At 53.2% G+C, this 12,700-nt stretch carries 12 protein-coding genes; 1 reads left to right on the plus strand and 11 read right to left on the minus strand.

All coding sequences use genetic code 11. The annotated features are described in order from the left end of the window. Positions 1 to 61: 61 nt before the first annotated feature. From ispG to ndk, 5 genes are all read right to left on the minus strand, one after another. Positions 62 to 1,330 (minus strand): flavodoxin-dependent (E)-4-hydroxy-3-methylbut-2-enyl-diphosphate synthase, encoded by a 1,269-nt coding sequence (gene ispG, locus FHW66_RS02865; protein WP_183378184.1) that lies wholly within the window; start codon positions 1,328 to 1,330, stop codon positions 62 to 64. Between the two features lie 25 nt (positions 1,331 to 1,355). Further along, positions 1,356 to 2,441, minus strand: coding sequence for a helix-turn-helix domain-containing protein (locus FHW66_RS02870; protein ID WP_183378185.1), 1,086 nt, complete (start codon positions 2,439 to 2,441; stop codon positions 1,356 to 1,358). Further along, positions 2,434 to 2,682: a hypothetical protein gene (locus FHW66_RS20710; protein ID WP_183385575.1), complete on the minus strand. Its 249-nt coding sequence runs from the start codon at positions 2,680 to 2,682 to the stop codon at positions 2,434 to 2,436. The genes FHW66_RS02870 and FHW66_RS20710 overlap by 8 nt, the downstream gene beginning before the upstream one ends. Next, positions 2,679 to 3,860 carry a 23S rRNA (adenine(2503)-C(2))-methyltransferase RlmN gene (gene rlmN, locus FHW66_RS02880; RefSeq protein ID WP_183378187.1) on the minus strand — a complete coding sequence of 394 codons (1,182 nt, stop codon included), beginning with the start codon at positions 3,858 to 3,860 and terminating at the stop codon, positions 2,679 to 2,681. Before rlmN ends, FHW66_RS20710 begins: the two co-directional genes overlap by 4 nt. A gap of 66 nt (positions 3,861 to 3,926) precedes the next feature. After that, a complete protein-coding gene (ndk, locus tag FHW66_RS02885) occupies positions 3,927 to 4,352 on the minus strand; it encodes a nucleoside-diphosphate kinase (RefSeq protein WP_183378643.1) in 426 nt (141 codons plus the stop codon). Between the two features lie 225 nt (positions 4,353 to 4,577). Between ndk and FHW66_RS02890 the strand changes: the two genes are divergently transcribed. Next, the gene (locus FHW66_RS02890; RefSeq protein WP_183378188.1) at positions 4,578 to 5,270 is read left to right on the plus strand and encodes a Bax inhibitor-1/YccA family protein; all 693 of its coding nucleotides are present in this window, start codon (positions 4,578 to 4,580) and stop codon (positions 5,268 to 5,270) included. An 82-nt stretch (positions 5,271 to 5,352) separates the two neighbouring features. On the opposite strand, the gene rlmD is transcribed toward FHW66_RS02890, so the two are convergent. The 6 genes from rlmD to FHW66_RS02920 all read right to left on the minus strand — a co-directional run bounded on the left by rlmD (position 5,353) and on the right by FHW66_RS02920 (position 12,695). Further along, complete coding sequence (gene rlmD, locus FHW66_RS02895; protein WP_183378189.1) at positions 5,353 to 6,708, minus strand: 23S rRNA (uracil(1939)-C(5))-methyltransferase RlmD; 1,356 nt, start codon at positions 6,706 to 6,708, stop codon at positions 5,353 to 5,355. A gap of 80 nt (positions 6,709 to 6,788) precedes the next feature. Further along, positions 6,789 to 7,751: an RNA polymerase sigma factor RpoS gene (rpoS, locus tag FHW66_RS02900; protein WP_370543400.1), complete on the minus strand. Its 963-nt coding sequence runs from the start codon at positions 7,749 to 7,751 to the stop codon at positions 6,789 to 6,791. Between the two features lie 60 nt (positions 7,752 to 7,811). Further along, positions 7,812 to 8,750: a peptidoglycan DD-metalloendopeptidase family protein gene (locus FHW66_RS02905; RefSeq protein ID WP_183378191.1), complete on the minus strand. Its 939-nt coding sequence runs from the start codon at positions 8,748 to 8,750 to the stop codon at positions 7,812 to 7,814. A 118-nt stretch (positions 8,751 to 8,868) separates the two neighbouring features. After that, positions 8,869 to 9,807, minus strand: coding sequence for a protein-L-isoaspartate(D-aspartate) O-methyltransferase (locus FHW66_RS02910; RefSeq protein ID WP_183378192.1), 939 nt, complete (start codon positions 9,805 to 9,807; stop codon positions 8,869 to 8,871). Next, positions 9,804 to 10,541 carry a 5'/3'-nucleotidase SurE gene (gene surE / locus FHW66_RS02915; RefSeq protein WP_183378193.1) on the minus strand — a complete coding sequence of 246 codons (738 nt, stop codon included), beginning with the start codon at positions 10,539 to 10,541 and terminating at the stop codon, positions 9,804 to 9,806. Before surE ends, FHW66_RS02910 begins: the two co-directional genes overlap by 4 nt. Positions 10,542 to 10,670: 129 nt before the next feature. Next, on the minus strand, positions 10,671 to 12,695 hold the full coding sequence (locus FHW66_RS02920; RefSeq protein ID WP_183378194.1) for an ATP-dependent DNA helicase: 2,025 nt from the start codon (positions 12,693 to 12,695) through the stop codon (positions 10,671 to 10,673). Positions 12,696 to 12,700: the final 5 nt, after the last annotated feature.

Consider the following 12,700-nt stretch of genomic DNA (forward strand, 5'->3'; position numbering starts at 1 on the left):
TCTATAAGGTTATCCAGCGCACATCAAAACAAAAACGGGTGCGCGCCAAAGTGGCAGACAATCAGGCAACAACCGGTTTGCCATAATGTGTTTGCACATATTGCAGGACGATGAGCTGAAATTCCTCCGCGATATTTTCTCCGCGCAAAGTCATCTTCTTTTCACCATCGATAAATACTGGTGCCGCCGGCGTTTCTCCGGTTCCAGGCAGACTAATGCCGATATTGGCATGTTTGGACTCACCAGGTCCGTTGACGATACAGCCCATGACTGCAACATTCATGCTTTCAACGCCTGGATACTCGCCCTTCCATACAGGCATCTGGTCGCGCAAATAGGTCTGAATCTTGTCCGCCAGATCCTGAAATACGGTTGAGGTCGTGCGGCCACAACCTGGGCATGCAATCACCATTGGCGTAAATTTACGCAGCCCCATGGTCTGCAAGATTTCCTGACCGACGATCACCTCACGCGTGCGATCGCCTCCCGGCTCTGGCGTCAGCGAGATCCGAATCGTATCGCCAATCCCTTCCTGCAACAGCACAGAAAGTGCTGCGGTTGAAGCTACGATACCTTTGCTGCCCATACCCGCTTCGGTCAACCCCAAGTGCAAAGGATAGTCACAACGACGCGCCAGTTCGCGATATACAGCGATCAAATCCTGAACACCAGAGACCTTACAGGACAAAATAATTTTATCGCCTGCCAGCCCCAGCTCTTCTGCACGCCGCGCATTTTCGATCGCAGACGTCACAAGCGCTTCGTACATCACTGACTGCGCTGGCCAAGGTTCCTTGCGCTGTGCATTTTCATCCATGATCCGGGCAAGCAGCTCTTGATCGAGACTCCCCCAATTCACGCCGATGCGGACTGGCTTGTCATAACGACAGGCGACTTCAATCATCTGCGCAAACTGCGTATCCCGTTTCGCCCCTTTGCCGACATTACCAGGGTTAATACGATACTTCGATAAAGCGCGAGCACAATCCGGATATTCGTTAAGAAGCGTATGTCCGTTGTAATGAAAGTCGCCGACCAGCGGCACATCCACGCCCATTCGATCAAGCTGCTCGCGAATGGCCGGAACTGCTGCTGCCGCCTCAGGAGTATTCACTGTCAGGCGAACCACTTCAGAACCTGCACGGGCCAGATCTCTAATCTGAATCGCGGTACCGATTGCGTCAGCTGTATCAGTATTAGTCATTGACTGCACCATCACTGGCGCACCACCACCCACGACAACCTGCCGTTCTCCGTAGCGAATCACAGCACGACGCCTTGGCAGTCGTGCCAGTGGTCCAGAGGCAATAGGGAAGCTAGAAGATGACATAGAAAAACTGTTTTCGAATAGATGACTACTTCAGACTGAGTCGCGCGACATTATTGCTGCTGTCAGATTGAATATCGAGCTTTGAACCGCGCAAGCTGGCATCAACCCCGGCTACATTGCCGATGACTACAGTCACTGGCTCCGTAATATCGAACGCCTCGCTGGTACCCGCCTTAAGCAGGCGCGAAATAACGACACTCTTGTCAGCGCGACGAATTTCGACCCATGAATCCTCGTGGAAGTTCAGGCGTAGCAGATCTTTGCTATTACTGATGTTAATACTTCCTCCAGCAGCCTGAGCTGCCACGGCCTGAGCAGGCTTGGTTGCAGACTCTGCCTCGTCAGCCGGCTTGGTAGGCCGCGATGTTGCCGCTACAGCTGCTGACACCGGCGCAGACACCTTAGCAGGCGCAGACTCGGCCGGCTTGACAGCAGGCGGGGAACTCTGACTGGCCATGCTTGCGGTTTTATTAGCATCCGCATCTAGCTTATCCTGCTTATCCTTGTCAGTGCTGTCCTGCACCTCTGGCGACGGCTCAGCCGGATCCGCCTGGGCCTGCTCTTCAGTCGAAGATGGCGGCGCAGAGTCCTCGACGACAGCGGGCTTATCGCCTGGCTTCAACCATGCGAGCTGAGGCACACCGTCAAACAGCTCTGTACGATGAATAACCAACGCCAAACCTGCTATCACCACAATCAACGCACCACCCACCAAGATACCGACTGGTAGCTTCTTACGATTGCCAAGTGGCAAAGGCGACTCGGAAAATGGCGTTGACAGCGTACGCTGCGGCGCAATGTGCGTCACTGGCGGCGTACCATCCTGAGGCAAAGCTGCGACCAGTGATGCAGACTCCAAACCAAGCAATTTGGCATAGGCTCGGACAAACCCGCGAACAATCACCGGCCCTGGCAATGCACCGTAGTTATCGGCCTCAAGCGCAACCACCTGACGCGCCGCAAACTTCAACTGGCTCGCCACATGCTCGACCGACCATCCCTTGGCCTGACGCTTGGCCGCTAATAAAGCACCTGGCAGACTTTTGTTTACCTCTTCGGCTCCTGTCACAACCTCTGGAACCGGCACCTCATTTTCCTGCAGATCACTCATCAAATGCTCCAAGTTGATAAGCCGCGTATTCTAACGAAGACAGATGGCGATAACGCAATAGCGTCACCAGATCATGTTCGGCTGCTTGATTGCCCACTTTATGTTCGCTCCAGATGACGAACCATGCTACAGACGCCATCAGGAATGATTTTTTTGCGACCGGACCGTATTGCCAGTCATTGTGTACCTGCGCATTTGCTGCGATTCGAAACAAGGCAGCCCGCAACCAGCAGCGGGTCACCCAGGAATCTCCACGATGCGACCAAAATCCTTGCCGTATTTTTGCTGATATTCAGACATTTTCTGCATCCGCTCCTGCACCCGGGTGCGATCCTTGACTTCACCAGCCAACTGACCGCAAGCAGCATCAATATCATCACCTCGCGTTTTGCGAATGGTGGTCACGATCCCGGCATCCATCAATACCTGCGCAAAAGCCTTGATGCGAGGATTTTGCGAGCGCTTCAGTCCCGACTCAGGGAATGGATTAAAGGGGATCAGATTAAATTTGCATGGCACCGCTGATGCACCATCAACACCGCCCTGCACCAGCGCGACAAGCTCACGCGCATGGGCATCGGTATCATTGACACCATCGAGCATGCAATACTCAAATGTAATGAAATCACGTGGCGCAAATTCGAGGTAACGTTTGCACGCTGCCATCAGCTCACGCAGCGGATATTTTTTATTCAGTGGAATTAAGCCATCACGCAAAACATCATTGGATGCATGCAGAGAGACAGCAAGTGCTACGGGACATTCCTGCGACAATTTGTCCATCATTGGCACAACGCCGCTAGTCGACAATGTCACTCGACGACGTGAGAGACCGTACGCGTTATCGTCGAGCATCAGCTTCAGAGCGGTAACGGTAGGCTCAAAATTCAGTAAAGGTTCGCCCATACCCATCATCACCACATTGGTGATCTGGCGCTCCCCTTTGGGACCAGGCTCTACACCTTTGGTCTTACGCAATTCAAATTCAGCCATCCATAGTTGGCCGATAATTTCTGACACACTCAGATTCCTGTTGAACCCCTGCTTACCAGTGGAACAGAAACGGCAATTCACGGCGCAACCAGCTTGCGTCGAGATGCACAAGGTGCCACGATTTTCTTCAGGAATGAATACCGTTTCCACGGCATTGCCATTACCAACATCGACCAGCCATTTGCGCGTACCATCGGTCGAGGTGTGATCACTGATGATCGCTGGCGCAGCAACGAATGCGCGCGTGGCAAGTTTTTCACGCAATGATTTGGCCAGATCAGTCATGGCCGTAAAATCAGACACACCGTACTGATGTATCCAACGCTGCAATTGCTTGGCACGAAACGGCTTCTCACCCAGCTCACCACAATAAGTGATGAGCTGCGCGGGATCCAGATCCAGCAGATTGGTGAGAGCTGTCGTCATAACTTAAACACTTTGGTTCAACCTTGATGTCAAATCAAGTCCACATCAAGGCTTTCACCTTACAAATTAACGCGAATAGATGTTCAGCGCCGGGAAGAAATAGGCAATTTCAACTTGTGCTGTTTCTGCTGCGTCGGAACCGTGCACTGCGTTTGCATCGATCGAATCAGCAAAGTCAGCACGGATAGTGCCCTTCTCTGCCTTCTTCGGATCGGTTGCACCCATGAGGTCACGATGCTTCAGAATCGCATTTTCGCCTTCCAGGGCTTGAACGATTACAGGACCGGAAACCATGAAATCAACCAGATCCTTGAAGAAAGGACGCTCGCGGTGAACAGCGTAAAAGCCCTCCGCTTCAGCACGCGACAAATGGATCATGCGCGCAGCGATAATCTTCAAGCCGGCGTTTTCGAAACGGGTGTAAATCTGACCGATCACGTTTTTCGCGACTGCGTCCGGTTTGATAATCGACAGGGTGCGTTCAATTGCCATGTGTAAAAACTCCAATAAAAAGAAAGGCTTAAAGCCGATGATTAACAATTCAATCAACCTTTGATTCTACCACGAATCAGCACACCTGAATCTAATTGCGATTGACCAACGGCATTTGGACAGATGTTGCTACCTACCTGATCGAACTTCCTCGATACCACCGGTGTCTTACAATACATCTGTCATGCTATCCTGTGTTCGCATTTAATCGCATCTGGAGGAACAATGAATCAACGTCTACAAAATACTTTTAATCCGGCAAATACCAGTCTTCTCGCTCGCAATCGTGTACTGCGCAATACTTACTGGCTGCTTGCCCTGTCCATGCTCCCCACCGTCCTGGGCGCGTGGCTTGGAGTACAGATGCACTTCAGTCTGTTTGCTCGCAGCCCAATGCTCGGTTTCATGATCTTCATGGGCATCGCCTTTGCTTTCTTCTTTGCAATTGAAAAGACCAAGAATTCCGGCCTCGGGGTTGCAGTATTGCTCGGATTCACGTTTTTCATGGGCTTGATGCTGTCACGTCTGATTTCCTACACATTAGGATTCTCCAACGGCGGCACACTGATCATGACAGCCTTTGGCGGCACGGCACTGGTCTTTACTGCCATGGCAACGGTTGCAACAGTGTCCAAGCGCGACTTTTCCGGACTGGGAAAATGGCTGTTCGCCGGTGTACTGGTGATTATTGTTGCTTCACTGGCAAATATTTTCCTGCAACTGCCCGCATTGCAGCTGACCGTTTCAGTCGTCGCCATTGCTATTTTTTCAGCATACATCCTGTTTGACGTACAGCAAGTCATCAACGGCGGTGAGACAAATTATATTTCTGCCACCCTCAGAATTTACCTCGACGTCTATAACGTATTCGTCAATTTGCTGTCGATTCTTGGCATCTTCGGTGGCAACCGTAACTAAGCAATGGCTTCGCTCAGCGAAGTAAGTACAAAAAAGCCGACACAAAGTCGGCTTTTTCTTTTTGGCAATACAATCGTAGGCTCTACAGCAAATCAAATACGGCAATCGACTCCACGTGCGCCGTGTGCGGAAACATGTTCACCACTCCTGCCATCGTCAGACGGTAACCACCCTGGGTCACCAATTCACCGGCATCTCTTGCCAACGTTGCTGGATTACAGGAAACGTAGACGATCCTGCGGGGCTTCAACTGAGCATGCTCACCAATCAAGCCAGCAATCGCCTTGCACACCTCGAGCGCACCTTCACGCGGAGGATCAATCAACATACGATTAAATTGGCCCAAGGCAACAAAATCTCCCGCAGTCGCCTCAAATAAATTACGACAATAAAAAACAGTTTTATCGCTGACGCCATTGACGGCGGCGTTTTCGGCGGCGCGCTCTGTCAGCGCAGTACTACCTTCGATACCCACCACTTCGCGTGCCATTGTCGCAATAGGCAGCGTAAAATTTCCGAGGCCACAGAACAAATCCGCCACCCGGTCGCCTTCCTGAACATCCAGCAAACGCAATGCGCGTGCGACCAGTACACGATTGATCTGGTGGTTGACCTGAGTAAAATCGGTCGGTTTGAACGGCATGCGAACACCGAACTCCGGTAACGTGTAATGCAGTTCGGATTGCGCCGGATAGAAAGGCTTGGCCGTATCCGGCCCTTTGGTTTGCAACCACCATTCGACGCCATATTGATCAGCAAATGCCTTCAGCTTTGCCTCATCATCCTGAGTCGGCGTGTCCATCACGCGCAACACCATGGCAGTCACCTGCTTGCCACCATCACCCTCTCCGATTGCCAACTCTATCTGCGGCACCTTATCAATCAACGACAAGGATGCAATCAAGCCTCGCAGCGGCACTAGCATGGCCGAGACATGCGGTGGAAGAATTTCACACGTCTTCATGTCACTGACAAAGGGAGATTTCTTTTCGTGAAATCCCACCAGTACGGTGCCCTTTTTTACGACATTTTTGACTGAAATACGCGCCCGATAACGATATCCCCAAGTCGGCCCATAGATCGGACGCAGCATCGTCCCTGCCTTGAGTTTGCTGAGATGCCAAAGATTGTCTTCAAGCACCCGCTGCTTCATTGCCACCTGCGCTGCAGGCTCTAAATGCTGCATTGCGCAGCCACCACAAATACCGAAATAAGCACATTGCGGCTTCACCCGCAATGACGACTCACGGTGCAACGCTGTCATGGTCGCCGCCTCCCATTTGGGCTTCTTGCGATATGACTGGAAGCTGACCTGCTCGCCAGGTAACGCGCCCTCGACAAAAATCACCTTGCCTTGGGTACCGTCTTCATTGGCCAGATGACCAACGCCTCGCCCGTCCATATCGAGGGCTTTGATATCAATGGTATTTTGCTGCATAGAAACAAATAAAAGAGGCCACCGTAGCAGCCTGAAAATACAAAAGCACTATTGTCCGCGATCGCGGCACCGGTGGGAAGTTAAAACAACGCGTCCCTGCTGACGCCACGCGCAACGAGCGTACGCTTGAGCTTGATCAAGGCTTCTTGTTGCACCTGACGCACGCGCTCGCGGGTAATCCCCATTTCGAGCGCCAATTGTTCCAGTGTAGAAGGGTCGTCATTATCCAAGCCAAAGCGCCGAGTGATCACAATACGCTGCTTGTCCGGTAAATTTCTGAGCCAATCACGAATCAACACCGACATTTCGTGACATTCAGCCTGTGCGTCCGGGTTTTCATCAACCGAGCCCGGCAGCAAGTCAATCAGACTTGCTTGCGGATCATTGTCCAGCGGCGTATCGAGAGAGGCTGCATGCTCCGACAAGGTCAGAACGTCCTGCACATCCTCCACCGATCGATCTACCAGATGGGCAATGTCTTCCGCTGTGGCATCACGTCCATCGCGTTGTTGCGCCTCTAGATGATATTTGGCCCGCAGGATTTGATTCAATTCCCGCACCATATGTACGGGAAGGCGCACAGTCCGCGCCTGATTCATGATGGCCCGCTCAATGCTCTGACGGATCCACCATGTCGCATAGGTCGAAAAACGGAATCCTCGCTCAGGTTCAAACTTGTCGATGGCCCGCATCAAACCTAGATTACCTTCTTCAATCAGGTCCAGCAAAGCGACACCACGGTTGATGTAGTGCTTGGCAATCGACACAACCAGACGCAGGTTGTGCTCGATCATGGTCTGACGGGCAGCAAACTCGCCTTGCTTGGCCAAGGTCGCAAAGTGCAATTCTTCGGCGGCAGTCAGCAGTGGCCGCGCCCCGATCTGGTTCAGGTAATGCTGTGTCGTATCCGTCGAGAGCTCTGCGGCCAACACTTTCTTGAGCTCTTCCACCCCCTCGGCAACGACAACAACCTCCGCAGCTCCCTCTCCGGGCTCGCCCTCTTCAATCACTTCCAAACCATCCTCCTGCTCCAGCGACTCCATTGCATCGTCTGGATGGGATTCATCATCGGGCAATTGATTGCGAGGACTTTGGCTCATACGCTAACGTGGCGGCAAATATTTCGATGGATCGACCGGCTTGCCTTGCAGACGGACTTCGAAGTGCAGCTTCACGCTGTCGGTATCCGAATTACCCATTTCTGCAATTTTCTGCCCCTTGGTAACCACTTGCCCTTCTTTGACCAATATTGTCTTGTTGTGCGCATACGCCGACAACAGGTTGTTCGTATGCTTGACGATGACCAAATTACCATAACCGCGAATTCCGCTACCAGCATACATGACTTTACCACCCGCGGCAGCCAGTACTGGCTGACCAGCCTTGCCTGCAATATCAACGCCCTTCTTGGCACCATCAAAGGTGGCGATGACCTTGCCATCAGCCGGCCAGCCCCAGGAAACTGCATCATCTTCCGAGACGGCGGCCACAGGAACTGATTTTTCCGGCTCAGCCCTTGGCGTCGAAGGTGCAGCAGCAGGTTGCGCAGTGACTCCTCCATTATCAGGTTTCTGGAGTTCTGCGAGATTACTGTCTGAATACGCTCGCTTGTCACCACGCGGCCCCGTCTTATTGCTGCCCAGACCCTGCTGCGTAGCACCAGCGGGCGCCAATGGCTTCACTTCAAGACCAGCCGAACCAGTCACAACCGCCGCGGTTTGCGCACCTTCGGGCGGGGCCACACGCAATACCTGATCAACTTTGATGTCGTTGGGATTGGTCAGATTGTTCCAGGCCACGATATCCCGGTAACTTTGCCCTGACTCAAGCGCAATCCGGTATAGCGTATCGCCTTTCTTGACTGTGTAATACCCCTTACCCTCAGGTTTGGGAACAACAGCAGTGCTCCTGGAAGCATCGATGGCAGGTTTGGAAGAAACACTTGAACTACGGTCAATGACCGGGGCCGATGTCTGTGTTGTAGAACACGCAGCCAGCAAGCTGACGACCATTCCCAGGAAAACCAAACGATTTTTATTCATGCTCATTACATTAATTTCTACAACGGTAGCGTTGACTCGCACGTAGCGAGAGAAGTTCATCAGAACAGGCCAGGCAGGATCCTTGGCGCTGTCAGTTGGTGTTGCGTTGCTTTTCTGATTACACAGTGCCGGGCCGCAATGGAACAAAATGGCATTGCTCCAGCGTTTCACTGAGCCATTCGTACTGGCTGACACGCACAATAAGTTGCAACATCTGCTGGCGAGCTCCAACCGGTGCCACCAGGCGACCGCCGATGGCAAGCTGCTCCAGCAGTGCTTGCGGCACTTCCAAGCCTGCTGCCGCCAGAATGATGCCATCGAAAGGTGCTACCTGCGGCAGGCCGAGCATACCATCTCCGTAATGCAGGCGAATATTGGCAATCCGCAACGGCCGCAAGTTGTTTTTGGCAAGTTCATGCAATGGTTTGATACGCTCGATTGAATAGACCTCTTTGGCGACCAGCGACAAGACAGCCGCCTGATAACCGCAACCCGTACCGATCTCTAGCACGCGATCCAGCGTCTTGCCTTTTTGATTATCACGCATGATTTCGATCATGCGCGCCACAATATAGGGCTGCGAAATGGTCTGATGGTGCCCAATCGGCAAGGACGCATCAATGTAAGCCTGACTAGACAAGGCTGGCTCCATGAACAGATGACGCGGTACCGCCTCCATCGCAGCCAGCACTTGTGAATCTCTCACACCCTGCTTGGCGACCCGCGCTACCATTGCCTTGCGTACCGCATCCGAAACCAGTGGTGCTGTGCGTACCGATGCTGCGACAGCCGGATTTGATGCCACAGGACGCGATGCAGTCCGGTTACCTGTCAAGCCCGAAGTCGCACCTGACTGCCCCGGCACAATACTTCCTTTGCTGGCCTGACGACTCTGATTCTGGGCAGCATTGCGGGTGGCGGTCTGCGGTGTGACCACACTACGAGCAGACACATCATTCCGCGTCGACGAGACCGCAGTCCGAGTCGTCGTTGAGCCCGTCTTCTTCTCCACCACCGAAGAAAGGGTCAACGGAAAGCGACTCTGCTTGGCGCTCATGCCAATGCCTTCCTCAATTGCTCAAGTTGGGCAAAGTGCGTCAGGTCAATGCGTAATGGCGTAATGGAGACATGCCCCAGAGCGGTTGCATGAAAGTCAGTGCCGTCTCCGGCATCCCTGACACTGCCAGCCGGTCCGATCCAGAACATGTCTTTGCCGTACGGATCCTGCATCTTGTAGACAGGCTCCGACTGGTGACGCTTACCGAGCCGGGTCGCCACACAGGATCTGATCTCCGAATACGGCAGATTGGGAATATTAACATTCAGCAAAAACGGCTTTTCAAGGGTATCGAACTTGCGCTCCACGACTTCTCGTGCAATCCGGGCAGCGCTATCAAGATGCTGCCATCCCTTGTGCAGCTGGGAAAATGCAATTGCTGGGATGCCAAACAGGAACCCTTCAGTCGCAGCCGCAACCGTCCCCGAATAAAGAGTATCGTCTCCCATGTTTTGCCCTTGATTGATCCCCGACACAATCAGATCAGGACGCTCAGGCAACAAGCCAGTCAAAGCAACGTGCACACAATCTGACGGCGTACCGTTGAGGTAGTAAAAGCCATTGGAAGCGCGCTCGACCCATAGTGGACGATCCAGCGTCAGAGAATTGGAGCTGCCTGAACGATTGCTGTCCGGCGCCACCACCGTTATCTCTGCAATTGCAGACAAAGCATCGGCCAGAGCAGAAATCCCCGGTGCCAGATAGCCGTCGTCGTTACTGATGAGTATTTTCATTTCGCCATTTTAACCGAAGGCCCAAAGCAAATTCGCGGGAAATTCACTCCAGAAAAAGAAGGGCTGACAAGCGCACGGTTGCAGCCCCCCCCACCCGCATACATAGAACGCCATCCAGGTATGTCCGCATCAGCCCGACTGCTTGGATTCGGCCTGCGCCGCCCTTTGCACAAAAAAATCCTCCACCACCGCAATTTCCCTGGTGCGCTTGAATGGCGGCAAACTTTGCCAGATGCGACGACCATACGCTTTGGAAATAAGACGCGGATCACAAATCATCAGTACGCCACGGTCGCTTTCATCCCGAATCAGTCGCCCAGCTCCCTGTTTCAGGTTTATGATTGCCGCCGGCAATTGATGATGGACGAAGCCATTGAGGCCCTTTTTCTCCAATTCAGCAATACGGGCCGACAAGACGGGATCATCCGGCGGAGAAAATGGCAACTTGTCAATAATTACCAAGGACAGCGCCTCGCCACGCACATCCACTCCTTCCCAGAAGCTTTGACTGCCAATGAGCACGCCATTACCCGCTGCGCGAAAGCGATCAAGCAACTCGGTTCGCCCGGCCTCACCTTGTACCATCAAGGGGAATGGCAAGCCTTGCCTCTCAAACTCTTCACGCAAACGTTCGGCCGCCCGATTGACAGCGCGAATGGTAGTACAAAGCAAAAAGGTTTTGCCGCCAGCGGCGATCATTGCCGGTAATGCCGCATCGATGACAGCATCCGTGTATTCAAACGCATTCGGCTGCGGCAGGCTTTGTGGCACATACAACAAACCTTGCTGCTCATAATCGAACGGACTGGGCCAGGATTGAGCGGGCTCATTCCACAGCCCCATCTGCGAGGTGTAGTGATGAAAATCATTTTTCACCGCCAGCGTGGCCGAAGTGAAAATCCATGCGCGCGGTACGCCTTCGCGTTGCTTGTTGAAAATCGGTGCAATCGACAGTGGCGTGCGATGGAGCTGCAGCGAAGAAGTGAAGGCCTCTACCCACAAAACGTAGTTCTGCGCCTTGTCATCTGCGACCTGATCCTCAGGGCCATTCCAACTATCGAGCTGCTGCGATAATTCGAGCGCGCGGGTACGGCACTGCTCAATCGTTTCGGCGCGCTCGGCTTGTTTTTCAAGCACTGCAATCATGTCGTCCATACAGTCACGCAGGGTCTCCAGTGCGGGGAAAAAGACACTGGAAGGTGCAATCTGATTGAGGGCGAGGCGCACGATATCCTCAGGAAATGCCAGGCGCAAATCCCGTGCAGCGCGCTCAACCGGAGCAACTACACGGGCCCAGTCAGCGCCATCACGCGCGTGCGACAAGCCTTCGGCCAACACGTCACGACATAACTCCAGTATCTGAGAAGTCGAGATGGTATCGCCGAAGAACATCGTGGCGGTTTCCGGTAACTGGTGGGCCTCATCGAAGATAACCGTATTGGCGGTTGGGAGCAGCTCGGCAACTCCCGTATCTTTTAGCGCGACATCGGCAAAGAACAGATGATGATTGACCACTACCACATCGGCTTGCTGCGCCTCTTTACGTGCTTTCATCACGAAGCAATCCTGATAGTACTGACATTCAGCACCAAAGCAGGTATCACGCGTAGAAGTTACCAGATTCCAGATCGGCGCAGTCTCCGGCACCTTCGTCAATTCAGCCTTGTCACCGGTGGAAGTGGTCTTGATGAAGCGGGATATCTCCCGCAGGTAACCGACGTCTTCGCGCGACGTCATTCTGCCATTCTGCAAGGTCCGCTCAAAGTGAAAATGGCAAACATAGTTGGCTCGCCCTTTGAGCAGCGCCACCGACACCGGCGCGCCAAGTGCCTTGCGCACGGTGGGAATATCGCGCGAGTAAAGCTGATCCTGCAGGTTCTTGGTACCAGTAGAGACAATGACCTTGCCGCCCCAGAGCAATGCTGGAACCAGGTACGCGAAGGTCTTTCCGGTCCCTGTGCCTGCTTCTGCAATGAGCGTACGTTGACTGGCAATCGCATCAGCAATGGCCTTTGCCATTTCGATCTGCGAGTGGCGCGGACGATAACTACCAACCTGACCACCAAGCGGGCCACCCGCACCAAACAGCTTCTCGACATCAGCGTCATGAATACCATGCGGTGCAGAAGTGACGCTATCTTCGATGGAACTCACTGAGT

This window comes from Herbaspirillum sp. Sphag64, assembly GCF_014192645.1.
Classification (GTDB): domain Bacteria; phylum Pseudomonadota; class Gammaproteobacteria; order Burkholderiales; family Burkholderiaceae_D; genus Herbaspirillum.